Below are 23,609 nucleotides of genomic sequence, written 5' to 3'. Positions count from 1 at the left end.
AAGAACGGCCGCCGGCCGGGCCCGGAAGGCCCGGCCGGCGGCCGTCGTCGTCGTGACCTCAGGTCGCTCGCGGCTCCGGGCGGCCCGCGCACGTCACGTTCCGCGCCGGCAGCTCACCCGTGAGCAGGTACTTCTCGAAGTACCCGTTGACGCAGGCGTTCGGCCCGCCGCCGATCCCGTGCGTCCCCGCGTCCCGCTCGGTGACCAGGGCCGCCGAGCCGCGCAGCCGGCGCAGCAGCTCCAGGGCGCCCGCGTACGGGGTGGCCGCGTCCCGTTCGGCGGCCAGCAGCAGGACGGGCGGCAGCGCCCTGCGGGCCGTCCCCACCTCGAACGGCCGCTGCCGCGGCGCCTTCCAGTAGGCGCACGGCAGGTTCATGAACGCGTTGCTCCACGTCTCGAACGGCGCCCGCCGGGCGAGGCGGTCGTTGTCGCGGTTCCACCGGGACCAGTCGCGCGGCCAGGGCGCGTCGTTGCACTCGACGGCCGTGTAGACGGCGTTGCCGTTCTCGGCGGCCGGGCTCCCGGAGGCGCCGCCGGCGAGCGCGACCAACTGCCCCTCGTCGCCGCGCAGATACGCGGCGAGCGCCCCCGCCGCCCGCGCCCAGGCGGTGTCCGTGTAGCCGGCCTTGAGGAACAGGGCCTGGAGCTGCGCCGGCCCGACCTTGCCGCCCGCGGGCCGGCGGCGCAGCCGGTCGACGGCCTTGTGGTACGCGGCCAGCACCTCGTGCTCGGTGCGGCCCAGGCGGTACACGGCGTGGTGCCGGGCCGCCCAGCGGCGCCAGTCGTACCAGCGGCGCTCGAAGGCGGCCGACTGGTCGAGGTTGTTCTGGTACCAGATCTTGCGCGGGGACGGGTTGACGACGCTGTCGAAGACCATGCGCCGGACGTGCCCGGGGAAGAGGGTGGCGTAGACGGCGCCGAAGTACGTCCCGTACGACGCCCCGATGTAGTTGAGCCGCCGCTCGCCGAGGGCCGCGCGCAGGACGTCGAGGTCGCGGGCGTTGTTGCGGCTGGTGAAGTGCCGGAGGTCGGGGCCGGCCTTGCGGAGGCAGCCCCGCGCGTACGCCTTGGCCTGGGCGATCCGCTGCCGTTTGTACGCGGCGGTGGGGTGCTCGGGGGCGACGCTCGGGCCGCGCTCGAAGCGGGCCGGGTCCACGCAGGAGAGCGGGGCGGAGCGGCCGACGCCGCGCGGCGCGTAGCCGATGAAGTCGTACGCCTCGGCGAGCCTCTTCCAGGCCGGCAGGCCGGCCAGCAGCGGGAAGATCATCCCGGAGCCGCCGGGGCCGCCGGGGTTGAAGACGAGCGCGCCCTGCCGGAGCGAGCGGTCACCGGTGGCGTGGCCCCTGCTGACGGTGAGGCTGATGTGCTTGCCGTTGGGGCGGGCGTAGTCCACCGGGACGGAGAACGTGCCGCACTCCACGGGTGCGGGCAGGCCCTCGACGGACGGGCACGCGCCGAACGCGATGCCCTTGGCCGCGGCCCGCTCGGCCGCGAGCACCACGCCGCGGGCCTCGGCGGGGCTGTCGGCGACGGAGGGAGCTGTGGGGGCCGCGGGGGCCGCGGGAGAGCGGAGCGTTCCGGCGCCGTGGGCGGCCGGAGCGGAGGTGAGGGTGGTGAGGCCGGTGAGGAGGAGGGATCCGACGGTTCCGTAGAGGGCGACTGCGCGCACGGGCGTCCCTTCATATCTATTTGCGACAAAAGGGATATTCGATTCGCAGACCGGCGAAGTAAAGCACCGGGGGGAGATGTCGGGGGAGTTGGGCCCGATGGGCTCCGGGTGGCCCCCGCGCGCGGCCCGCGGCGCGTCAGTAGCGGTGGGCCGCCAGCGTCTCCGCGAGGGCGGCGCGGAGCTCCGGGTCGCGGAGGGCGCGGCGGCCGTGGACGGCCAGGGAGGTGAGCAGGCCGACGTCGTCCTGCCCGGCGTCGTCGGCCGGGCGGATCACCGGCGCCTGGTCGAGGAGCGCCCGGCCGGCGGTGGAGGCCCAGAGGGTGTCGGGGTTCACCTCGTACCGCGCGATGGCCAGGCAGCCGGCCGTCAGTACCAGCGGCACGGCCAGCCAGCCGGCGGTCCGCCCGAACGCGGCGCCGTCCGGCAGCGTCAGCAACGTGGCCACCGCGGTGAGCAGGGACAGCACACAGGCCGCCCGGACCTGCCGGACGGCGCCGGCGACCTCCTGGCGGACCCGCGCGGGCACCACCAGGCCGGCGGCCGTGAGCCGGTCCGCGAGGGCGCGCACCGCGTCGGCCGTGCCGTGCGCGGCGCGTATCCGCGGCACGGGGGACTGGCCGTCGGGGCCCATCGCGGTGATCACCGACCGCTCGACCTCGTCCCGGCCCACCGGGTCGACGACGGTCGCCCACCCCGTGTGGGCCAGCAGCAGCCGCCGCTGCCGGGCCATCGCGACCAGCGTGAGGTCGGTGACCCGGTGCGGGCCGCCGTTCAGGAACGCCGTCTCGTACAGCGTCAGGGCGTCGAACCCGGCGGCGGCCGGGCCGGGCGCGGGGCCCGCCGCCGCCATCGCGGCGTGGCACAGACGGGCGCAGGCGGCGACGGCGACCACGCACGTCACGATCAGCAGAACGACCCACATACGGGTGTTCTACTCGACGGTCCGCCTCTCGCGCACCTCCGTGTCCGGAATGCGGGATTTGGCTGGGTGGTGCGAAGGATTCGCGCCCGACCCGGCGAGCGGCGTACGGGTCCGGCGCCGCCGTCCTGCGGCAAGATGGCGGGTGGGGGTGATGGGCGTGCGCGAGCGGCCGGGAACGGGAGCCGGAGCGGGTCCGGGGGCGAAGGGCGGGGCGGTCGGGCGGAGGTACGACCCGGACCGGCTGTTCCTGCCGCCCGACGACGACCTGGCACCCAACCGCCCCGGCGAGACCCTCCGCGCCCGGCTCGACACGTCCCGCGCCGGCCACGGCACCCTCCTGCTGGCCCGGCTGCTCGGCCGCCGGCCCGTGGAGGACCGCTGGCGCCGGGCCCTGGCCGCCGAACAGCAGGTCGGAGCGGCCCTGGACGGGCTGACCACGGGCGGCTGGGAGGTGCTGCACTCTGTCGTCCTGCCCGGCGACGCAGTCATCCCGCACCTGCTGATCGGTCCCGGCGGCGTCTTCGCCGTCCTCGTCGAACCGACCCGCCGCGCCCCGGCGCTCGCGGACGACGCCGTGATCCGCCTCCCCCGCGAACGCCACCCCCGCCCCGCGGTGCGCCACGCCCGCCAGACCGCCGCCCGCGCCTCCCTCGTCCTCACCCGCGGCTGCGGCTTCCCGGTCCCGGTGGGCCCGGTCGTCGTCCTGACCGGCGCCACGGAGGTGCACGACGAGTCCGAGCGCGGCGACGTCCGCGTCCTGATGCTCCGTCAGGTGGCGGGGCTGGGGGTCCTCGGGGGCGTCCTCCATCCGGACCGGGTGGATCGCGTTCACACGGTGGCGCGCAACAGGCGGCTGTGGCTCGGCTGTTGAGGGGCCGCCAACGCCTCCGTGCGGTCGCCGGGCTACAGTTCGGGCCGTGGAGAATGCGGAGATCGTCATCAGACTCACCCCTGACGAGGCGTTGGTTCTGTCGGACTGGCTCGAACGGGTGCGGATGACGGGCCTCAGCCGGCTCGTCGACGATCCGGCGGTGTGGGCGCCTGTTCACCGGCTCGCGGGCGCGCTCGACACCGCACTGCCCGAAATCTTCGCGGCGGATTACGCCGAGCGCCTCGAGGCGGCCCGACGCAGGCTCCGCTCCGGCTGGGGCGACGGCACCGACGAGCAGGCGGTGTGCGGTTGAAGCCGCTCGCGGAGATGACCGAGCGCGAGTACTTCGCCTGCGTCGGCCGACGTCCCGGCATGTACGTCGGCAAGCCGTCCTTCCACGCGCTGGCCGCCTTTCTGACGGGTTACGACCAGCATGCCGTCCGGCACGGCGGCCCGGGTCTGGCCGGGTGGCGCGACTGGCTCGTCGGCCGTCGCGGCCGCGACTGCGAGCATGCCTGGCCCGGCCAGGTTCTGCACATCGCGCTCCCGCGCGGTTGGGACGACTTCTGGGCACTGCCGCCGGAGGACGAGGAGAGGGCGATCGAGACCTTGTTCGAGCTGCTCGACGAGTTCGCCGCCGAGCGCGAGGCGGAGCGAGACGCTCGCTGACCGCGTACGGGTGCGGCCCGGCCCGGACCGCCGGGTGGCGGAACGCGTTCTAGACCGCCGCGTACGCGTACCCCCGGCCCCGGGGTGTCCGGGTGAGCACGTGCTTGCCGTGCAGGCGGCGGAGGATGATCACGACGGTGCAGTAGGTGAGGGCGCCCGGGAGTTCCCGCTGGACCTCGCGCGGGGTCAGCGGGGTGCCCGCTCGGCGCAGGGCCGCGAGGACCTCGCACTCCAGCGTGCCGCTCGCGCGGCGGCGGCCGCGGCGTACCGCGGCGGCAGGTGTGCCCGCTCCCATGTCCTCGCTTCCTCCGCTGTCCGGCGTGCACGACGTGATCACGTGGTGCAGGGGTCCGGTCACGGACCCGACAGACGAGTGTAAGGGGCCGCCCGGAAACGCGGCGGAACGGAGGGGGTGCGCCCGGGCTCGCGGTCACGCGGCGGGTGCCGTCGTGCCGTCGAGGAAGGCGCGGGTGAGGAACGCCGGCTCGTTCGGGTCGGCGAACCAGTCCATGTGGCCCTGGCCGGGGCTCTCCACGAGGCGGCTGCCGGGGATCGCGGCGCGCGGGTCCCGCGAACCGGCGAACGGGATCATCGCGTCGTCCGCGAACCCCACGACCAGGGTCGGCGCGGTGATGCGCGGCAGCAGGCCGCGGATGTCGACGCGCAGCCCGGGCTCGGTCCGGCGGAGCATGCCGACGGGCGGCCAGGGGTCGTCGAGGTACCGCGCGAGTCCGTCGTGGCCGAAGCCGTCGAGGGCGGCCGCGCCGTAGCCGGTCAGCGCGGAGAACCGCTTGAACGGTTCGCGGTCCGTGCGGCCCAGCCCGAGCCGGGTCTCGAAGGAGAACCGGTCGCGGGGCCCGGTCGAGTGGGACCAGCCGGCGACCAGGGTTGCCTGTTACAACGCGCTGTCGCCGGGCGGGAGTTCGGGGGCCGGGAGGTGGTCCTCCGTCGACGGGCCGCCCCCGGTCAGCGTCCGGCGGACGGCCTCGCGGAGCCAGCGGTGGGCCCCGTCGGCGGCGTGGCGCGGGTGCCAGGCCATGCCCATGGTCACGGGCGGGAGCGGCAGGGGGATGTCGAGGAGGCGGAGGCCGAGGGCGGTGGCGGTCCGGGTGAGGGGGGAGGGGGCGGCGCCGGGGAGGGCGGCGGGGACGAGGCAGACGACGTCGCTGTGGGCGACGAGGTGCATCGCGGCCAGGTGGCTGGGGAGGACGGCGGTGACCCGCCGGCGGAGGCCCCGCTCGGCGAGGGCGGCGTCGAGGGGCCCGGTGAACCGGCCTCGGCGGCTGACCGCGACGTGTTCCGCGGCGGCGAGCCGGGCCGGGGTCGGCGGTTCCCCGGCGAGCGGGTGGCCGGGCCGGACGGCGGCGGCCATCCGCAGGGTGACCAGCTCCTCGACGCGGGTCTCGGGGTCGACGTGGTCGATCACCCCGACCTCCAGGTCGATCCGCCCGTCGCGGAGGGCCGGCCCGGCCTCCAGTTCCTCCGCCCGCAGCCGCAGCGAGACCCCCGGCGCCTCCTCCCGGGCCAGCTCCAGCAGCCCGGGGGCGAGCGCCGCGCCGACCAGATCGGCGGCCTGCAGGGTGAAGGTGCCGCGCAGGGAGGCCGGGTCGACCTCCGAGCCGGGGCTGAGCAGCGCCCCGAGGCGGCGTACCACCTCCGCCGCCTCGTCCCGCAGCTCCTGGGCGCGCGGGGTCGGCACCATGCCCTGCCCGGCCCGGACGAGGAGGGGGTCCTGGAGGACCCGGCGGAGGCGGGCCAGGGTGCGGCTCATGGCCGCGGGCGAGGTGTGCAGGCGCGCGGCGGCGCGGGTGACGCTCCGCTCGACCAGCAGGGCGTTCAGGGCGACGGCCAGCTGGGCGTCGATCACCGGTTCAGGGCTGTTCACCAGGGTTATTCCGTTCCCGGCAATGATGCGTTGCCGAAGTTCCCATTGTGGCAACAGGGTGTCACTTCCCAGGATGAGAGGCGTACCGATCCGGCACGAACCCTGGGGTTTCCCTTGATCGTCATCACTGCTCCCACCGGGAACATCGGCCGCCGGCTGCTGCCGCTGCTCCTGGAATCCGCCCCCGCGCGGGGCGAGGACCTGCGCGTGGTCGTCCGCGACCCGGCCCGGCTCCCCGACGCGGTGCGCGACCGCGTCGAGGTGGTCACCGGCTCGCACGGCGACGCCGAGGTCGTCGACCGGGCCTTCGACGGCGCGGACGCGGTCTTCTGGCTCGTCCCGCCGGACCCGTCCCTGTCCCCGGACGACGGCTTCTCCGGCTTCACCCGCCCGGCCGCGAAGGCCCTCGCCGCCCACGGGGTCGGGCACGTCGTGGGCGTCTCCGCGCTCGGCCGCGGCACCCCGGCCGCCGGCCGCGCCGGGCTCGTCACGGCCTCCCTGGCCATGGACGACCTCATCGCGGGCACCGGCGTCGCCTACCGTGCCCTCGCCTGCCCGTCCTTCTTCGAGAACCTGCTGGAGGAGGCCGCCTCCCTCCGCGAGCGGGGCGTCTTCACCGACACCGTCGACGCCGGCCGCAAGGCCCCCCTCGTCGCGGTCGCGGACGTCGCCGCCGTCGCCGCCCGCCTGCTGCTGGACCGGAGCTGGACCGGCACCGGCAGCGTCCCCGTCCTCGGCCCCGAGGACGTCTCGCCCGAGGACCTCGCGCGGATCATGAGCGGGCTGCTGGGCCGCCCGGTCCGTTACGAGCGCCGGTCGCTCGACGAACTGCGGGCGGAGCTCGCCGGACACGGCCTCGACGAGGCGTTCGTCCGGGGTGTCGTCGACATGAAGCGGGCCAAGGACGACGGCCTCGACGCCGGCGTCACCCGCACCCCGGACACCGCGACCCCGACCGCCTTCGAGGACTGGTGCGCCCGGGTGCTGAAGCCCGCCGTCCTGACCGTCCTGTCCTGACCGCGGACGCGAGTCCGCGCACCGCAATCCCCCTTCCACCAAAGGAATCACTGTGTCCGCTCAGGAAACCGAAGCCCCTGTCACCGCCTTCATGCTCGTCAAGACCACGCGCGCATGGCTCGACAAGACCCCCGAGGAGCGGATGCGCGCCCTCACCACCGAGATCGTCCCCGTGATCGAGGCCAGGACGACCGGCGTCCGGTCCCGCTTCTTCGACACCGAGTTCTACTCGACGCGCGTCACCGACGTCTGGCTCTGGGAGGCCCGCGACCACGCGGCGTACCAGCTCCTGATCGACGCGCTGCGGGAAACGCCGTTCTGGGACCACTACTTCGAGGTCGTCGACCTCCTCGTCGGCGTGGAGAACGGCTACGCCCGCACGTACGGCTTCGACACCGCGGCCACCATCAGCACCTGACGCTCCGGCGTGGACCGGTGCCGCCTGATCCCCCGGGCTCGGGGGTGCCGGCCCTGCCGCCGGACGGCGGGCCCGCGCGGCAGGCCCGCCGCGCCGCCCGGCAACGCTCAGGCTCCGAGGGCGAGTTGCGTGATACGGACGACGACCAGGACCGTCGCGGCGAGCAGGTAGAGGCGCAGGGCGGTGAGGCCGACCTTGCGGCCGGTGGAGACGAGGGGCCGGGGCAGCTCGTGCAGCGGCGGCATCCGCCAGTTCTCCTTGCCGGTGCGGTCGACGGGCCCGGCGGGGGCCCAGCCCTTGCGGCGGCGGCGCGTCTCGGCGTAGCCGAGGGCGAGGATGCCGGCGACGCCGCAGACCCCCATGATGTCGAGGATCGTGGCGGAGGTGATGTCCGGGAAGAGGACGGCCGCGGTCAGGATGACGGACAGGGTGACGAGGACGGCGACGACGAGGGAGGTGAACACGTTCATCGCGCGTCCGTTGACCCAGGGCCCGAGGACGGCCTTGTCGTTGCAGAGCAGGAGCAGGAAGACCGAGGCGGAGGGCAGCAGGACGCCGGCGAGGGTCTGTACGCCCTCGGTCAGCAGGCCGAGCGGTGAGCCCGGGATGACGACGATGACCGCGGCGGTGAGGATGAGCCCGGCGAAGACGGCGTAGAAGCCCTTGGCGCCCCTGATGCCGCGGTGCAGGGAGTGCTTGAGCCCCATGACGTCGCCGATGGCGTAGGCGGTGGAGAGGGAGACGGCGGAGGCGCCGATGATCGAGGCGTCGAGCAGTGCGATGGCGAACAGCACGCCCGCGGTCTTCCCCGCGTACCTCTCCAGACCGGTCGCCACGTCACCGGCGTCGGTGAAGTGGCCGACCTCCCCGTGCCCGGCGAACGCGGCGGCGCAGAAGCCCATCATGGCGGCCGCGCCGATGACGACGATCCCGATGCCCAGCCACAGGTCCGCCTTCTCGTACCGCATGAAGCGCGGGGTGATGCGCTTGTCGATCACGTACGACTGCTGGAAGAACAGCTGCCACGGCGCCACGGTCGTGCCGACGATCGCGATGATCAGCAGCATGACGTCCGACAGCCGGGCGCCCTGCGGCATGCCGGGGACGACGAGGTCGTGCGCCATCCGCCCGGTGGCGGGGTGCACGATGAAGTAGACGGGGACGAGCAGCAGCGAGCCGGCGCACAGGAGGATCGCGGTGCGCTCGAAGCGGCGGAACGAGCCGGTGGACGCGGCGGCCACCACGATCACGGCGGCCAGCAGCACGCTCGGCACCTTCGGCAGCCCGAGGTAGCCGACGGCCAGGGTGATGCCGATGAACTCCGTGACGAGCGTGAGGGCGTTGAGCAGGAACAGGTCGATGACGGAGAACGCGCCCCAGAACCTGCCGAACCGCTCCAGGATGAGCCGCGCGTGCCCGACACCGGTGACGGCGCCGAGCCGCAGCACCATTTCCTGGTTCACGTACAGCACGGGTATCAGCAGGACGAGGGTCCACAGCAGGCTGGTGCCGTAGTTCTGCCCCGCCTGGGTGTAGGTGCCGAAGGCGCCGGCGTCGTTGTCGCCGACCATCACGATCAGGCCGGGGCCGACGATCGCGAGCAGCGTCTTGAGCTTGGCGGACAGGCCCCGGCGCGGAGCCGTGTCGTCCAGCCTGATGGTGCCCAGGGCGCCGCGGATGTCGCCGACGTGGGCGTCGTCGAGCACGGCGGCGGTGCGGGGCGCGGGTACGGCCGGAGCGGTGGTGGTGAGGTCGGTCATGACAGCCTCCCGGTTCCCCCGTCGGGGGAGGTCTGGGGCGCGCGGCAGCGATCCTCCCCGCGAGCGGGCAGCACGAGGACCCGAGGCGGCGGGGTGCCGCGACGGGAACGGGCCGCGTCGGCTGTCGCGCGGAAGAGCGCGGGGAAGGTCGTTACCGTGTGCCGGAGGTCAACGAGGACATATGGATGAGGGGCCTACTGTGGCCCGGACTGTGGCTGTTGCCGTCCATGTCTCTCGCCTCCTCCCGGCCGGGGCGCGCGCGGGCGCCGTAACGGACACGGCAAGGAGCCAGCCGGCCCGGAAGGGAGCGGCTCACCCCAACTCGTCAGAGCTTTGGCACTCCACGGCGTAATCCCCCGGCAGGGGCAGCCACTTGGGATCACCCCTTAGGCCGGGGAGATCTGTCCTGACCCTGGGCGTCTCTCGACGTCGTGGGGTCAGTGGCCTGTGTCCGTGAAGACGCCTCACCGAACGAGGTGCCTCAAACGTTGTCGAACGTCCAGCAGCATAGCGCGACACTTGCGTCTGGACGCAAGTGTTTGACTCAACCTTGACGCCCGGACGCCTCCGCCTCCGGCGGCGACCTTCTGCGGCAGGCTGACAGGAGGGGACCGGCAGAGCACTTCGGGGCGGTGGGAGAACCGGCAGGCGGCCGGCACGGCGGCGGTACTGCTGTTGTTCATGCCGGTGGCGAAGGTGAGGGAGACGCCGTCCGGCCGGTCGCGGCGCGTCCGGGAGGACAGCCGTCGGCCGCGGTAAAACGCCAGGCAGCACACCGCGCCGGACAGGACGAGGGCGAGCGGTGGCAGGTCCGGGTCCGGGTGGGCGAGTGCCTGCCCCGCACAGCGGCAGGATGTTCACGAGGTTGACCGTCATCGCCCTGACCACGCTGCTGCCGCGCGGCGGCGAGTCCGCGGAGACGGTGCCCTCCTCCGGCGCCGCAGGGGGTGCCGGGAACGCCCCGGGGGCTGGGGAAGGGGTGGCCGACCCGGTGGGAGGGCCGGTCGGCGACGGGGTCGACCGGCCGGACAGCGACGCGGTGGGGTCTGAAAGTCGAACCTCTGCGCAGCGGAGTGGACCCGCGTCCTTGGCGCGCCCACCGGTGTACCGGCGCCGTGCCGGGAGAAGGGCTTCCTGCCCGGAGCCGCGAGGCGAGGATCCAGGTGGTGGGGACGTCCGCCTCAGTGAGCGCGCCGAGCGTGCGCGCGGTGCACTCGGGCCGGTTGAGCAGCCCGGCGCCGACGAGGGTCACCTTGCCGCCTCTTCGTCGGCGCGCAGCCGTCTGCCGAGCACACCGCGCGGCCGCCCCAGGGACAGCCGCGCGGTGCCCGGTGCACCGCGTCAAGTGGAGAAGCCCGTCCGGAATTCCTCCTCCCGGGGGCCGGAGTGGGCCACCGGATCGACGGGCAGCGCGAACTCGGGCAGCAGCCCAGGACCTTGGGTGTCGGGCCCGGTTCCGTCACGGGGGCACCGCACCAGCACCCGCGCCGGGCGCCGCAGCACCGGCGTGGCCGGCCGAGTCCGCGCACGGGTCCTCGCGAGCCGGTCGCGCGGTCGACTTACCCTGGCGGGGAGTTGCCTGACGAGGCAACAGGTGTGCTGGGCGCGGGAGGGGCCTTGGACCCGCCGCGGTGCGAACGGGCCACAGGCTCGCGCCGGCGTCGGGAGGCGCGGGCAGCCCGCCCGCGTCGGGCCAGGCGCGGAAGCGGTCGGGAGCGCCCGGGCAACGCCGGGTGGCCGGCGGCCGTCGTCCCCGGTCCGGGTGCGAGCCCGGTGAGGGCGGGAGGGCGGACGCCGTCGGCCGGGGGCGCGGCCGGCAGGGGGCAGTCGTCGCCAGGGGTTGCCGGTCCGCGAGCGCCCCCGCGCCCCGCGATCAGCCCGGACCGGGGCCGGAAGCGCCGGAGGCCTCTTGCGAGGCACGGCGGTACTCGGCGTTTATGCGCTGGGCTTCCTCGAGCTGGTCCTCGAGGATGACGATGCGGCAAGCGGCCTCGATCGGGGTGCCCCGGTCGACGAGTTCGCGGGCGCGGGCGGCGATCCGCAGTTGGTAACGGGAGTACCGGCGGTGTCCGCCCTCCGAGCGCAGCGGAGTGATCAGACGAGCCTCACCGATGGCCCGGAGGAAGGCAGGGGTCGTGCCGAGCATCTCGGCGGCCCGGCCCATGGTGTACGCGGGATAGTCATCGTCGTCCAGGCGGTCGCTGAGCGGTGTGTCTGCTGTCATGTCACCTCGTTGTGCAACGCGTCGAGGGGCCCTGGTGCCGTATGGCACCAGGGCCCCGAAGGAAATTCAACACCATCCGTCGGCCCTAATGCTCTGCCGACCTTCTGTTTCCGCTACCCGGCCCGTGAGGGGGAGGGGTGCGGGGATCGCGGCTGCGTGACCGGGGACCACCATCCAATCGGGGGTCTTGCGGTACCCGGACCGAGAGCTTCCCGGACCGGGCGATCCTGATGGCGTCTGCTCCTCCGTCCTTGCTGTGAACCGAACACTGGGTGAAACGGGTACTGCGGTACTGCTTCGGTGCTACCGGTGGCGGCCCCTCGACCTGCGAGCCGCCCAGTGCGGTTCCCAGCCCCGTCGCCGTCCTGCGAACGCCTTGGCTTCGGAGCTCCGGATCCGCACCGTCCTGCGAACTTCGAATGCTGCTACCCGCCAGTTCGTGTCTGCCGGGTCTCTCTGGACCGTGTCGACGAGAAAAAGACTAACCGTGCCGGGAGCCAATGTCTACGCCGACAAAAACAGATTTTGGTGTTCGCCGGCCGCAGGCATCGTGGCCTGCGACAACGGCACGGGGAGCCGAGCCGTCGGGGCCGCGGAGAACGGTGAGGGCCCTGCCGACGCGTGTCGGCAGGGCCCTCACAAGGCTCCGGTGGCGGTCGACCGCCCGTCTTCACACCTCCGGGAAGGTGCTGCCTCCGAGCGGCGCCGACGCGGTCCGGAGCGCGTCGGGGACACTCGGTGGCGCGGCCGCGGGGCGATCGTGGCAGGTGAAGCCGAGGCAGGCCGGAGACCGGATCGCTTCGCCGCCGGTGAAGTCGCGGCGGTCCTGTCGGGTGCCGACCTGGCCCGCTTGCCTGACCGGGTGGCGGCGGCCGATGGTCACGGACTCGTCCGTGACGAACCCGGGCGCGACGCCCCTTCATCGAGGCCACCGCCCCGCTCCTGGTCGGCTCGAACGGGTACCGGGCGATGACGCGGCGCGTGATGCCTTACCGCGGAGGGATCAGCGGGCGAGGGCGAGGACGTCCGGGGCACGGCCGTGCTCACCGACGGCCCCGGCCCGGGCGCCGGGCGGGCCGGACGGTCCGGCGAGGACGTCCCGCAGGCGGAGCCGGTCCGTGTAGGTGAGGCTGCCGCGGAGAACGGTGAGCCGGGCCAGGGTGATCAGGCCGGTGCTCTGGTCGTCCCCGTCGCAGAGGACGAGGTGATCGACACGGGCGCCGGCCATGAGGGCCAGGGCCACCTCGACCGTCATGTCGTCACGGACCCGTGGACCGGACGTGTCCCTGTCGTCGGGCAGGGCCCCGGCCACGGCCCTGGGGGAGGGATCCACTCCGTGCCGCTGCGTTCGCGACGGTGTCATGCGCGCCTCCTGGCGGAAAGCGGAAAGGGGGGGACTCGCGATCACAGCAGTGCTACGCGGCCGAGCCGAAGCCGGTCCGCCGCCGTGGTCCGCGGGATCCCGCTTCACCGACGGACCGGCCCCGGCCGGCGTGGCCCCGGTGCCCCCGGCGGGCCTGGGACGAGGAGGACGGTCCACGGCGGCGTTCCGCGTCCGGCGCGGTGATGACGACCGGGACACCGGAAGGGGCCTGGGCGCCTGTGATGCGGCTCAGCTCCGCCTCGCCCGAACGCACCTGGGCGACGCGGGGGGTGATGCCCGCCGAGACCATCAGCCGGCTCATCGCGCGCCGCTGACCAGGGGTCACCAGGGTGACGACGCTGCCGGACTCGCCGGCGCGGGCCGTGCGGCCGCCGCGGTGCAGGTAGTCCTTGTGGTCGCCGGGCGGATCCACATTGACGACCAGGTCGAGGTCGTCGACGTGGATCCCGCGCGCCGCGACGTTGGTCGCCACCAGTACCGTCACGTGCCCGCTCCTGAACTGGGCCAGCGTCCGCGTGCGCTGCGGCTGGGACTTGCCGCCGTGCAGGGCCGCGGCGCGGACACCGCTGCTCAGCAGGTGCTTGGTCAGCCGGTCCACCGCGTGCTTGGTGTCGAGGAACATGATCACTCGGCCGTCCCGCGCCGCGATCTCGGTGGTCGTCCGATGCTTGTCCGCGTCGTGCACGTGGAGGATGTGGTGCTCCATCGTGGTGACCGCGCCCGCCGACGGGTCGACGGAGTGAACCACCGGGTCCGTCAGATAGCGGCGGACCAGAAGGTCGACGTTGCGGTCCAGAGTGGCCGAGAAGAGCATGCGCTGCCCGTCGGGACGCACCTGGTCGAGCAGGGCCGTGACCTGGGGCATGAAGCCCATGTCGGTCATCTGGTCGGCTTCGTCGAGGACCGTGATGCCGACGCCGTCCAGCCGGCAGTCGCCCCGGTCGATGAGGTCCTTGAGCCGCCCGGGCGTCGCGACGACCACCTCGGCCCCGGTGCGCAGCGCACCGGCCTGCCTCCCGACGGACATCCCGCCGACGACGGTGGCCAGCCGCAGGCCCACGGAGCGGGCGTAGGGGGCGAGCGCGTCGGCGACCTGCTGGGCGAGCTCCCGGGTGGGGACGAGGACGAGGGCGAGCGGCTGCCGCGGTTCGGCACGCCGCCCCGCCGTACGGGCCAGTACGGCGAGGCCGAAAGCGAGGGTCTTGCCCGAGCCGGTGCGGCCCCGGCCGAGCACGTCACGACCGGCCAGGGAGTTCGGCAGGGTCGCCGCCTGGATCGGGAACGGTACGGTCAGGCCTTCGTGGCCGAGCGTGGCCAGCAGCCGTGCGGGCATGGCGAGATCGGCGAAGGCCCCGACGGCGGGCAGCGCCGGCGTGAGCGTCTTCGGCGGCGCGAATTCGCCCCGCACGGCCTGGCGATTTCCGTTTCCGTGGGTTTTGGGCCGGCGCGGGCCACCGGAGCGGCCGGCCGCGCCTCCTCCGAAGCGGTCGGACGTGTGGGTGGGGCGGGAACGCTGCATGCGGAACCTTCCTTGACGGGCACGTGGCAAGGAATTCCCGCAGCAGGCGATCGGCGCAGAGAATCTCGAGAGACGAGCCGGATGTGAAATGGGCCGGGCCGGACCGGTGGGAATGTGCCACCGGTCGGTCGGAGATGCGGCGGAGCCTTCCGCCGCGCGCCCTGAAAAACAGCGAGCCGGGGCCCGCACCCCCATGGTGCGGGCCCCGGCTGCGAAGTACGTCGGTGCCGGTGTCAGGCGATGACGATGTTCTCGGCCGTCGGGCCCTTCTGGCCCTGCGCGATGTCGAACGACACCTTCTGGCCTTCCAGCAGCTCGCGGAAGCCCTGGGCGCTGATGTTCGAGTAGTGGGCGAAGACGTCGGCGCCGCCGCCGTCCTGCTCGATGAAGCCGAAGCCCTTTTCCGCGTTGAACCACTTCACGGTGCCACTGGCCATGTCATTCTCCTCGGGAGACGGTGTCGGGAATTCACCCTGCGCAAATTCCGTGTCGCCGTGGTGATTACCCCGTAGGAAATGAACCTTCTGGCAACCACACCTGCAACTGGGATCGACGGTAGCACGGTGCGATCGGCCTTGCACGGTCGATAATTCCGCTCCGGTCGGCGGTCGAAAATTATTCGACAAGCCCCGTGCCCATTTTCTCGTGTCACGGGAACAGATATCGATCCCCATGGGCGCGGCCTTTTCTGCCCCGAGGCGTCCGCGCACCCGTGTGACCACCGTCGACGGGAGACGTACCACTGCCCCTGTCGTCAGCGCATGGCGCGAGGGGCGGACCCGCCGAGACCGCCCATCGCGACGTGGGTCACATCGCCGGCGAAGCGCGACGGCCGGTGGCCGGCGCTCGTGGAGGCCGGCCTGTGGCGCTCGCGGCGACGCCCGCCGTCGGGCAGGGCGGCCGGCGAACACGCCCCGCCCGCGGCCTCCCGGCTGTCCTCCCGGTTCCGGCCCCGCGTGCCGCGCGACGGCGACTCATCCCCGTACGAGGGCCCCGAACCGTCTCGCGGCCGGGCGCCGGGTGCCACCCGTGGTCGGAGAACTCACCCGGCTACGGGCGTCGGCCCGCGGGAACGGTCAGGAGCGCCCGCGCAGTGCCGGGTGGTCGGCGACGATCGTCGCCGAGCCGGGGGCGATCTCCGTGAAGCCGGCGTCGCGGACGAGGGGCAGGCCGCTCGAGGTCAGGGCCGCCCAGCGGGCGGGGGCGGCGGTGCGTACGGAGAGGGCGAAGCCGTCCTCGCGCCACGCCTTGCGGGCCGTGTCGTCCAGGCGCCACCAGGCCAGCTGCGCGCCGTGTCCGGCCTGGGCCATCGCCTTGCCCGCGGACATCTCCAGTTCCGGGTTGAGCCAGAGCACCGGCCGCTCGGGGGTGGCGGGGCCCGGTGCGGCGGGGTCGTCCAGGTCGGTGCCGGATACCTGGAGCTTCACCAGCTCCGGCGGCCAGCCGTCGAGAGGGACCGGCGGGAAGACGCGTACCTCGGCCGTCTCGCCCGTCACCGTGATCCCGGGCAGGGCCGAGGCCCGGCGCCACTCGGCGCCCCTGGCCCGGCGGACGACCTTGCGGATCCGGGCGTCCTGCCAGTCCCGTACGGCTTCGGCCCACTCGCCTTCCCCGGTGGAGCGCTCGTCCGACAGCAGGACGAGCACCGCGCGGGCCGCCGTCTCCAGGGCGTCGGTACGGGCCGGCGGGGCGGCCTTCTCGATCCGTACCACCAGGGGCAGGACGAACTGCGGCGCGGTGTCGCGGGGGTCGGCGGAGTCGGCCGGGATGCCGGTTTCTGAGCTGGTCACGGAGCCAGTCTGCCAGCCGACCGCCGGGGCCCCGGGGCCGCTATGGTGATCCGGGAATCGGGGGCATCGGGGAGGGGTGGGGATCCTGTGGAACTCCGTGACGTCGGCCGCCGGTACGGCGTGCGCGGCCGGTGGGTGCTCAGGGGTGTCGGACTGCGGGTGCCGGGCGGCACGCTGCTGAGGGTCGAGGGCGGCAACGGCAGCGGCAAGTCGACGCTGCTGCGGCTGCTGGCCGGCGTCGACGCCCCCAGCGCCGGACGGATCACCGGCCGGCCCCGCACCGCGTACGTCCCCGAGCGCTTCCCCGCCGCCCTGCCGCTCACCGCCCTCGGCTACCTCACCCGACTCGGCCGCGTCCACGGTCTCGGCCGGCGCGCGGCCGACCGCGCCGCCCGCGACTGGCTCGAACGCTTCGACGCCGGCCGGTACGCCCGTACACCGCTGCGGGAGCTGTCCAAGGGGACGGCCCAGAAGGTCGCCGTCGCGCAAGGTCTCGTCGGTGCGCCCGGGCTGCTCGTCCTCGACGAGGCGTGGACCGGCTTGGACGGCGAGTCCCGCCGCGTCCTCGACCGGGCCGTGCTCGACCGCGTCGCCGACGGAGGCGCCGTCGTGTTCGTCGACCACGATCCGCGCCGGCTGGCGGGGGAGTGCGGCGCGGTCCACCGGGTGGAGGGCGGACGGCTCGTGGACGTGTCCGCGGGCCCCCGGGCCCGGGTCCGACGGGTCCGGGTCGAGGCGGAGGGCGCCGGTCCGCTGCCGGACGGGCTGCCCGGCGACCCGGTCCGCGAACGGCTCTCCGGCGCCGTCCGGCTCACCGTCGCCGCCGCCGACTCCGACGCGCTGCTCCACGCCCTGCTCACCACCGCACCGCCCTGGCACATCCGCTCGGTGACCGCCGCGCCCGCCCCGGAGGAACCGCACCGATGACCGCCCTGCTGCGCTACCAGGCCGCGCTGCTCCTCCGCTCCCACCGCTGGCTCCCGCCGCTGATGCTGTACGCCGTCCTCCTGACGATCGGGGTACGGGCCGGGGAGCCCCTCCTCGACTCCCTCGGCCTCGCCGCCGGCCTCCTGCTGCCGGTGGCCGCCTGGCTGGTGCGCGTCTGCGTCACCAACGAGCCGGACGCCGCCCGGGACTGCGCCGCCGCGGCGGCCCGGCCGTGGCGCGTCCACCTGGCCGGGGTGCTGACCGGCCTGGGGGCCTCGCTCGTCCTGGCGGGGGCCGGGACCGCGGTCGTCGCGCTGATATCCGATCCGCACAGCTCCAGCGGGCGGGTGGCCGTCCCCCTGGCACCGGCCGTCGGCGCGGGGCTCACGGCCGCCGTGAGCTGCGCCCTGCTCGGCACGGCCGTCGGCGCCCTCTGCAACCGGCCGCTGCTGCGCAGCGCGGCCCGGTCCGTACCGGCCACCGTGCTCGCCGTGTTCCTGGTGCTGCTGCCCGGCGGCTCGCCCGCCAACGCCGCCGTCACGGAGCTGGTCAGCGCCTCCCGCAGCGGCGCGGTGAGCTGGCCGCTGCTGCCGCTGGCCGTCGCGGCGGTGTTCGCGGCCGGGGCGGCGGCGGTGGCGTGCGCGCTGAGTTCGCGGCGGTGAGCGTCCCCGGCGGTCAGCCGCCGGCGATCAGGTCGGAGACGCGGACGAGCTCGTAGCCGCGCTCCCGGAGCCGGGGGACGATCGTCCGGACGGCCGCCTCCGTGGCCGGGGCCGCGCTGCGGGTGCAGTGCATCACCACGACCGAGCCGGGACGCGCCTTCGCCAGCACCTCGTCCGCCACCGGCCCGGGCCGCTTGGCGAACGCGTCGCCGCTTATCACGTCCCACTGCACGGCCGTCACCTTCGCGGGGCCCAACTCCTTGAGCACGGACGGGTTGTGACACCCGCCCGGGAAGCGGAAGTACGGCACCGTCCGCTCGACCCCCGCGCGCCGGAACGCGGCGAACGCCTTCTCCAGGTCCGCCCGTGCCCCGCCCTTCACCGGCGGGAGGCCGTAGCAGGGCGAGGCGAACGCGTGGTGGCTGTACGAGTGGTTGGCGACCTCGAAGAGCGGGTCCGCGCCGATCGACCGGGCCTGGTCCGGGTATTGCTCGGCCCATTTGCCGGTCATGAAGAGGGTGGCGGGCACTTTGAGGCGGCGGAGGGTGGCGATGAGGGCGGGGTTGTCGAAGTGCTCGCCGCGGGCGGCGCGGGGGCCCTGGTCGGACGTCATGTCGGCGTCGAAGGTGAGGGCTATGCGCTTTCCGTGGTCGCGGCGGCCGTGCGAGAAAATCGGGGTTTCGCCGTCTTTGCCCGGGGGGAGTGTCGGGGCGGCGGCTGTGGGTGACGGTTTCGTCGTGGCGGGTGCGACGGGTGTCGGCTTGTCGCTGGGGGCCGCGGTCTCCTTCTGTGCGCTGCCGGCACCGCCGCAGGCGGTTATGCAGCAGAGGAGGGTGAGGGCGAGGAGGGGGCGGGATACGCGGGGCACGGTGGGACGTTACCCCGGTGGGGTGTGCCCCGGTCCCGCCCTTTCGCCGTTTCCTGGGGCTGCCGCCCCAGACCCGGCTTTTCGCGGCTTCGCCGCTCGTCCTCAAACGCCGGACGGGCTGGATAGCCCGTCCGGCGTTTGAGGACAGCGCCCGCAGGGCGCTGCGGGGGCGCGGGGGCTCGCCCCGCAAGGAACGGTGAGAGGGCGGGACCGGGGCGCCCCCACCCCTCAGCCGTCCGCCAAGGACTTCGCGTCGCGCGCCAGCGCCGTGAGCCGCGAAATCGCCCGGAAGTACTTCTTTCGGTAACCGCCCGCGAGCATCTCCTCGCTGAACAGCCGGTCGAACGGCCGCCCGGACGCCAGCACCGGCACCTCCCGGTCGTACAGCCGGTCCGCGAGGACGACGAGCCGCAGGGCCGTCGACTGGTCCGGCACCGGCTCGACGCCGGTGAGGCAGACCGCGCGGACACCGTCGCAGAGGGCGCCGTAGCGGCTCGGGTGCACCCGGGACAGGTGCCCGAGCAGGGCGGGGAAGTCGTCCAGCGAGGCGCCCTCCACCGAGTGGGCCACCCGCTTGACGGTCTCGTCGTCGTACGGCGCCGGCGCCTCCGGCAGGCCCCGGTGGCGGTAGTCCTCGCCGTCGATGCGCAGGGCGCGGAAGTGGGCCGAGAGGCCCTGGATCTCGCGGAGGAAGTCGGCGGCGGCGAACCGGCCCTCGCCGAGCTTGCCGGGCAGCGTGTTGGAGGTCGCGGCGAGCGCGACGCCCTGTTCGACGAGCTTGCCGAGCAGGGTGGAGACGAGGACGGTGTCGCCCGGGTCGTCCAGCTCGAACTCGTCGATGCAGAGCAGCTCGTGCCCGCCGAGCGTGCGGACGGTCTGCTGGAAGCCGAGGGCGCCCACCAGGTTCGTCAGCTCGACGAAGGTGCCGAACGCCTTCCGCTCCGGGGCGGCCGGCGCCGCGTGCCAGAGGGAGGCCAGCAGGTGCGTCTTGCCGACGCCGTAGCCGCCGTCGAGGTAGACGCCGCGCGGGCCGGCCGGCGTGGGCTTGGCCTCCCGCCGGAACCAGCGCTTCCGGCCGCTGCCTGCGGCCGGGGAGCCGAGCCCGGCCGCGAAGCCGGACAGCACCCGGACGGCCTCGGTCTGGCTGGGCTGGTTCGGGTCCGGTATGTAGGTGTCGAACCGCACCGCGTCGAAGCGCGGCGGCGGCACCATCTCGGCGACCAGGCGCTCGGCCGGGACGTGCGGGGTGCGCGAGGTGAGCGCGACGGGCTGCCCGCTCGTCGGGCGGGCTTCCGGGGATGCTGCGGTGGAGGACGACACAACTCTCCAGGGTAGTTCGCCGAGGGGCGCGGGACGGCCGGGAGCGGAGCGAGGCACGTCACACTCGGGGCGGCGAGGCGTGTCACACTGCGCCCATGCGACGCCTGTTCCCCTCGCCCACCGCCCCCGCCGACCTCGAAGACCGCGAATGGGGGCTCGACGAGCTGGCCGACCTCTACGCCTACCCCGAGGCCGCCGCGGAGGGGCGCCCGTGGCTGCGCGCCAACATGGTCTCGTCGCTCGACGGCGCCGCCCACCACGAGGGCCGCTCGCAGCCGCTGTCCTCCGCCGCGGACATGCGGATCTTCGGTACGCTGCGCGCGCTCGCCGACGCCGTCGTGGTCGGCGCCGAGACCGTACGGCAGGAGGGCTACCGCCCGGCGCGCGCCCGCGAGGCGTTCGCCGCCCGGCGCACCGGGCTCGGGCAGTCGCCGGCGCCGGTGATCGCGGTGGTGAGCGCCGGGCTCGACCTGGACTTCTCCCTGCCGCTGTTCGCCGAGCCGCTGGTGCCGACCCTGGTGCTGACCGGCGAGGCGGCCCCCGCGGAGCGGCGGGACGCGGCCGCCGCGGCGGGGGTGGAGGTCGTCGTGGCCGGCGAGGGAAGGACGGTGGACGTGGCGCGGATACCGGAGCTGCTGGCCGCCCGCGGGATGACGCGGCTGCTGACGGAGGGCGGGCCGCGGCTGCTCGGGCAGTTCACGGCCGCCGGGGTGCTGGACGAGCTGTGCCTTTCGCTCGCCCCGGTGGTCGCCGCCGGGGTCGCGCCCCGGATCGCCGGCGGCCCCCCGCTGGAGGTGCCGCGGCGGTTCGCGCTGGCGTCGGTGCTGGAGCAGGACGGGTTCCTGTTCACCCGGTACCGGACGGGGACGGGCGGCGCGGCCCGGACACGGGAAACCGGCATCTGACAATCGGCGGAATCCCCTGTTCCGCTTATCGTCCGACGGGCAGAATTGTGTCGGACGCTCCCCCGGGGGCACGGGTTCGAAACAGCGAGCTCCGAGGGAGCACGCGCAGGATGGTTTCTGTGTGGGCCCGGGGCCCACGGAGGAGAAGGGCGCCGACCGTGTTCACGAGCGTATTGATGATCGAGCAACCGCTGTCCGCGACGGACGTCGACTTCGTCACCGGCCTGCACGACGACGAGATGTCCTTCGTGGTCCTGATGCAGCCCAGAGGCGCCGAGGACCGGCTGCTGCGCGCCATCGACGACGTAGCCCTGGGCGAGCTGGAACAGGCCGTCCACGAGGCGGACGAGCCCGAGGGCGAGGCCGCGCTGCGGCCCGCCGCCCTCGCCCTGGAGCACTCCCTGCGCCTCCTGCGCGGGGCCGGCAGCGAGGCCGTCGGCCAGATCATCGACGACCACCCGCTGGACCTGCTCCGTTCCGTCGTCGAGCAGACCCACGCGGACGAGGTGATCGTGCTGACCGCGCCCCACCTCGTCGAGGAGTTCTTCCACCGCGACTGGGCCTCGCGCGCCCGCCACAAGGTCGGCGTGCCGGTCCTCAAGCTGTATGCGCACGCGGACGCCGACGAGAACGAGGAGCGGCCCGCGGCCGGCGCGGAGTAGGCGTCAAACGGGACCGTCCGCCCGCCGCCATCCGGACAGGTGAGTTTCCGCCGGACGGGCTGACCGATCAGCCCGTCCGGCGCTTGAGTCGCGGGGGTGCGGGGGCGCAGCCCCCCCGGAAACGGTGAAAGGGCTGGACCGGGGCACCCCCGGCCGGAGGCCGCCCCGCCCGCACCGGGTGCGAGAATCGGCGCAGTCACCGTCCCCGGACCCCCGGGGACGACAGCAGCCGAGATCAATCCAGGGAGCACCGCACATGGCACCGGCCGTCCCCCCGACGATGGACCGCCCCCACTTCATCGGCATCGGCGGCGCCGGCATGTCGGGCATCGCGAAGATCCTCGCCCAGCGCGGCGCCCAGGTGGCGGGCAGCGACGCGAAGGAGTCCGCGACCGCGGCCGCGCTGCGCGCCCTCGGCGTCACGGTCCACATCGGCCACGCCGCCGGGCACCTCGCCGAGGACGCCACCTGCGTGGTCGTCTCCAGCGCCATCCGGCAGGACAACCCCGAGCTGGCCGCCGCCGCCGGGCGCGGCATCCCGGTGGTGCACCGCTCGGACGCGCTGGCGCGGCTGATGGACGGGCTGCGCCCGATCGCCGTCGCGGGCACGCACGGCAAGACGACCACCACGTCGATGCTGGCGGTGGCGCTGGACGCGCTCGCGCTCGACCCGTCGTACGCGATCGGCGGCGACCTGCACGGGCCCGGGACCAACGCCCGGCACGGCGCGGGCGAGATCTTCGTGGCGGAGGCGGACGAGAGCGACCGCAGCTTCCACAAGTACGCGCCCGAGGTCGCGATCATCCTCAACGCGGAGCTGGACCACCACGCGAACTACGCCTCGATGGAGGAGATCCACGAGTCGTTCGAGATCTTCGTGGGCCGGATCCGCCCGGGTGGCACGCTCGTCGTCGCGGCCGACCAGGAGGGCGCCCGCGAGCTGACCCGCCGCCTCGCGGGTCGCACGGACGGCATCCGGGTCGTCACCTACGGCGAGTCGGAGGGCGCCGACGTCCGCATCCTCGACGTCACCCCGCGCGGCCTGACCAGTGAGGTCACCGTGCTCCTCGACGGCCGCGAGCTGACCTTCGGCGTCTCCGTCCCCGGCCGGCACTACGCGCACAACGCGGTCGCCGCCCTGGCCGCCGGCGTCGCCCTCGGCATCCCGGCCGGCGACCTGGCCGCCGCCCTCGGCAAGTACACCGGCGTGGGCCGCCGCCTCCAGCTCAAGGGCGAGGCCGCCGGCGCGCAGGTCATCGACTCGTACGCGCACCACCCCACCGAGATGACCGCCGACCTGGAGGCCATGCGCGGCGCAGCGGCCGGCTCCCGCGTCCTGGTGGTCTTCCAGCCCCACCTGTTCAGCCGCACGCAGGAGCTCGGCACGGAGATGGGCCGGGCGCTCGCCCTGGCCGACGCCTCCGTCGTCCTCGACATCTACCCCGCCCGCGAGGACCCGATCCCCGGCGTCACCAGCGCCATGATCATCGACGCGGCCCGCGAGGCCGGCGCCGACGTGCGCGCCGAGCACGACATGGCCGCCGTCCCCGACGTCCTCGCGGGAATGGTCCGCCCCGGCGATCTCGTTCTCACCATGGGCGCGGGGGACGTCACGGACCTCGGTCCGCGGATCCTGGCCCGCCTGGAGAGCTGACCCCCGAGAGCCCCGAGAGGACGTACGGCCCATGCCCTACGAGGTCGAGAAGACGGACGAGCAGTGGCGCGCGGAACTGTCGCCGGCGGAGTACCAGGTGCTCCGCCGCGCCGGCACGGAACCGGCGTTCCGCGGCGAGTACACGGACACGACGACGTCCGGCGTCTACTCCTGCCGCGCCTGCGGAGCCGAACTCTTCCGCTCCACCGAGAAGTTCGCGAGCCACTGCGGCTGGCCGAGCTTCTACGACCCCAAGGACTCCGACGCCGTCGAGCTCCTGGAGGACCGCTCGCACGGCATGGTCCGCGTGGAGGTCCGCTGCGCCCGCTGCGGCTCCCACCTCGGGCACGTCTTCGAGGGCGAGGGCTACCCGACCCCGACGGACCAGCGCTACTGCATCAACAGCATCGCGCTGCGCCTGGAGCCGGCGGAGGACTGAGCCCGGCCGGGGCGGCCGGTACGGCGAGTGGGCCGGCCGGAGCC

25 protein-coding genes and 1 riboswitch are annotated in these 23,609 nt (G+C 74.2%); of the genes, 11 read left to right on the top strand and 14 right to left on the bottom strand.

The genetic code is table 11. From position 1 onward, the window contains the following. Positions 1-58: 58 nt before the first annotated feature. Positions 59-1,669, bottom strand: coding sequence for an alpha/beta hydrolase (locus ACH4PU_RS13365; protein ID WP_398270615.1), 1,611 nt, complete (start codon positions 1,667-1,669; stop codon positions 59-61). A gap of 136 nt (positions 1,670-1,805) precedes the next feature. Continuing rightward, on the bottom strand, positions 1,806-2,591 hold the full coding sequence (locus ACH4PU_RS13360; RefSeq protein ID WP_398270612.1) for a TIGR04222 domain-containing membrane protein: 786 nt from the start codon (positions 2,589-2,591) through the stop codon (positions 1,806-1,808). A gap of 157 nt (positions 2,592-2,748) precedes the next feature. Here ACH4PU_RS13360 and ACH4PU_RS13355 point away from each other — a divergent pair, with 157 nt between their 5' ends. From ACH4PU_RS13355 to ACH4PU_RS13345, 3 genes are read left to right on the top strand one after another with little or no spacing between them, the layout of a single operon-like run. Continuing rightward, positions 2,749-3,462: a nuclease-related domain-containing protein gene (locus ACH4PU_RS13355; RefSeq protein ID WP_398270608.1), complete on the top strand. Its 714-nt coding sequence runs from the start codon at positions 2,749-2,751 to the stop codon at positions 3,460-3,462. A gap of 46 nt (positions 3,463-3,508) precedes the next feature. Beyond that, positions 3,509-3,775: a hypothetical protein gene (locus tag ACH4PU_RS13350; protein WP_398270605.1), complete on the top strand. Its 267-nt coding sequence runs from the start codon at positions 3,509-3,511 to the stop codon at positions 3,773-3,775. Beyond that, a complete protein-coding gene (locus ACH4PU_RS13345) occupies positions 3,766-4,131 on the top strand; it encodes a hypothetical protein (protein ID WP_398270602.1) in 366 nt (121 codons plus the stop codon). Before ACH4PU_RS13350 ends, ACH4PU_RS13345 begins: the two co-directional genes overlap by 10 nt. 49 nt (positions 4,132-4,180) lie before the next feature. On the opposite strand, the gene ACH4PU_RS13340 is transcribed toward ACH4PU_RS13345, so the two are convergent. The 3 genes from ACH4PU_RS13340 to ACH4PU_RS13330 all read right to left on the bottom strand — a co-directional run bounded on the left by ACH4PU_RS13340 (position 4,181) and on the right by ACH4PU_RS13330 (position 6,025). Further along, the gene (locus ACH4PU_RS13340; RefSeq protein WP_398270599.1) at positions 4,181-4,489 is read right to left on the bottom strand and encodes a BlaI/MecI/CopY family transcriptional regulator; all 309 of its coding nucleotides are present in this window, start codon (positions 4,487-4,489) and stop codon (positions 4,181-4,183) included. Between the two features lie 72 nt (positions 4,490-4,561). Next, positions 4,562-4,822: an alpha/beta fold hydrolase gene (locus ACH4PU_RS13335; protein WP_398270596.1), complete on the bottom strand. Its 261-nt coding sequence runs from the start codon at positions 4,820-4,822 to the stop codon at positions 4,562-4,564. 204 nt (positions 4,823-5,026) lie between these two features. After that, positions 5,027-6,025, bottom strand: a complete 999-nt coding sequence (locus ACH4PU_RS13330; protein ID WP_398270908.1) for a LysR family transcriptional regulator — start codon at positions 6,023-6,025, stop codon at positions 5,027-5,029. 105 nt (positions 6,026-6,130) lie between these two features. Here ACH4PU_RS13330 and ACH4PU_RS13325 point away from each other — a divergent pair, with 105 nt between their 5' ends. Both ACH4PU_RS13325 and ACH4PU_RS13320 read left to right on the top strand, forming a co-directional pair. Beyond that, positions 6,131-7,033, top strand: a complete 903-nt coding sequence (locus ACH4PU_RS13325; RefSeq protein WP_398270593.1) for an NAD(P)H-binding protein — start codon at positions 6,131-6,133, stop codon at positions 7,031-7,033. Between the two features lie 52 nt (positions 7,034-7,085). Then, on the top strand, positions 7,086-7,451 hold the full coding sequence (locus ACH4PU_RS13320; protein ID WP_398270590.1) for a darcynin family protein: 366 nt from the start codon (positions 7,086-7,088) through the stop codon (positions 7,449-7,451). A gap of 107 nt (positions 7,452-7,558) precedes the next feature. Here the strand turns inward: ACH4PU_RS13320 and ACH4PU_RS13315 are convergent, their stop codons facing one another. From ACH4PU_RS13315 to ACH4PU_RS13285, 7 genes are all read right to left on the bottom strand, one after another. Further along, entirely contained in the window at positions 7,559-9,211 is a 1,653-nt protein-coding gene (locus ACH4PU_RS13315) for an NRAMP family divalent metal transporter (RefSeq protein WP_398270587.1), read from the bottom strand. A 309-nt stretch (positions 9,212-9,520) separates the two neighbouring features. Further along, a riboswitch (M-box (ykoK) riboswitch) is annotated at positions 9,521-9,694 on the bottom strand. 1,390 nt (positions 9,695-11,084) lie between these two features. Continuing rightward, complete coding sequence (locus ACH4PU_RS13310; RefSeq protein ID WP_398270584.1) at positions 11,085-11,435, bottom strand: helix-turn-helix domain-containing protein; 351 nt, start codon at positions 11,433-11,435, stop codon at positions 11,085-11,087. Between the two features lie 670 nt (positions 11,436-12,105). Next, positions 12,106-12,318, bottom strand: a complete 213-nt coding sequence (locus tag ACH4PU_RS13305; protein ID WP_398270581.1) for an SCO5918 family protein — start codon at positions 12,316-12,318, stop codon at positions 12,106-12,108. 120 nt (positions 12,319-12,438) lie between these two features. Continuing rightward, the gene (locus ACH4PU_RS13300) at positions 12,439-12,798 is read right to left on the bottom strand and encodes a CBS domain-containing protein (RefSeq protein WP_398270579.1); all 360 of its coding nucleotides are present in this window, start codon (positions 12,796-12,798) and stop codon (positions 12,439-12,441) included. A gap of 52 nt (positions 12,799-12,850) precedes the next feature. Continuing rightward, the gene (locus ACH4PU_RS13295) at positions 12,851-14,338 is read right to left on the bottom strand and encodes a DEAD/DEAH box helicase (protein ID WP_398270576.1); all 1,488 of its coding nucleotides are present in this window, start codon (positions 14,336-14,338) and stop codon (positions 12,851-12,853) included. A 233-nt stretch (positions 14,339-14,571) separates the two neighbouring features. Beyond that, the gene (locus tag ACH4PU_RS13290; protein WP_185943992.1) at positions 14,572-14,775 is read right to left on the bottom strand and encodes a cold-shock protein; all 204 of its coding nucleotides are present in this window, start codon (positions 14,773-14,775) and stop codon (positions 14,572-14,574) included. 639 nt (positions 14,776-15,414) lie between these two features. Then, on the bottom strand, positions 15,415-16,128 hold the full coding sequence (locus ACH4PU_RS13285; protein ID WP_398270572.1) for an aminoacyl-tRNA hydrolase: 714 nt from the start codon (positions 16,126-16,128) through the stop codon (positions 15,415-15,417). An 87-nt stretch (positions 16,129-16,215) separates the two neighbouring features. Here ACH4PU_RS13285 and ACH4PU_RS13280 point away from each other — a divergent pair, with 87 nt between their 5' ends. Continuing rightward, on the top strand, positions 16,216-17,055 hold the full coding sequence (locus ACH4PU_RS13280; protein WP_398270570.1) for an ATP-binding cassette domain-containing protein: 840 nt from the start codon (positions 16,216-16,218) through the stop codon (positions 17,053-17,055). Then, entirely contained in the window at positions 17,052-17,717 is a 666-nt protein-coding gene (locus tag ACH4PU_RS13275; protein WP_398270567.1) for an ABC transporter, read from the top strand. The genes ACH4PU_RS13280 and ACH4PU_RS13275 overlap by 4 nt, the downstream gene beginning before the upstream one ends. A 13-nt stretch (positions 17,718-17,730) precedes the next feature. Here ACH4PU_RS13275 and ACH4PU_RS13270 read toward each other — a convergent pair whose 3' ends face one another. Both ACH4PU_RS13270 and zapE read right to left on the bottom strand, forming a co-directional pair. Beyond that, positions 17,731-18,585 (bottom strand): polysaccharide deacetylase family protein, encoded by an 855-nt coding sequence (locus ACH4PU_RS13270; protein ID WP_398270564.1) that lies wholly within the window; start codon positions 18,583-18,585, stop codon positions 17,731-17,733. 228 nt (positions 18,586-18,813) lie between these two features. Then, complete coding sequence (zapE, locus tag ACH4PU_RS13265) at positions 18,814-19,905, bottom strand: cell division protein ZapE (protein WP_398270561.1); 1,092 nt, start codon at positions 19,903-19,905, stop codon at positions 18,814-18,816. 95 nt (positions 19,906-20,000) lie between these two features. Here zapE and ACH4PU_RS13260 point away from each other — a divergent pair, with 95 nt between their 5' ends. The 4 genes from ACH4PU_RS13260 to msrB all read left to right on the top strand — a co-directional run bounded on the left by ACH4PU_RS13260 (position 20,001) and on the right by msrB (position 23,565). After that, positions 20,001-20,810: a pyrimidine reductase family protein gene (locus tag ACH4PU_RS13260; protein WP_398270558.1), complete on the top strand. Its 810-nt coding sequence runs from the start codon at positions 20,001-20,003 to the stop codon at positions 20,808-20,810. Between the two features lie 158 nt (positions 20,811-20,968). After that, the gene (locus ACH4PU_RS13255; protein WP_398270555.1) at positions 20,969-21,472 is read left to right on the top strand and encodes an indole-3-glycerol phosphate synthase; all 504 of its coding nucleotides are present in this window, start codon (positions 20,969-20,971) and stop codon (positions 21,470-21,472) included. Between the two features lie 256 nt (positions 21,473-21,728). Next, positions 21,729-23,126: a UDP-N-acetylmuramate--L-alanine ligase gene (gene murC / locus ACH4PU_RS13250; protein WP_398270552.1), complete on the top strand. Its 1,398-nt coding sequence runs from the start codon at positions 21,729-21,731 to the stop codon at positions 23,124-23,126. Between the two features lie 31 nt (positions 23,127-23,157). After that, complete coding sequence (msrB, locus tag ACH4PU_RS13245; RefSeq protein WP_398270549.1) at positions 23,158-23,565, top strand: peptide-methionine (R)-S-oxide reductase MsrB; 408 nt, start codon at positions 23,158-23,160, stop codon at positions 23,563-23,565. Positions 23,566-23,609 lie beyond the last annotated feature (44 nt).

The sequence above is a fragment of the Streptomyces sp. NPDC021100 genome, assembly GCF_044333095.1.
Lineage (GTDB): Bacteria > Actinomycetota > Actinomycetes > Streptomycetales > Streptomycetaceae > Streptomyces.
Note: the sequence above shows the minus strand (reverse complement) of the source record. Positions and strands in the feature narration are given on the sequence as shown.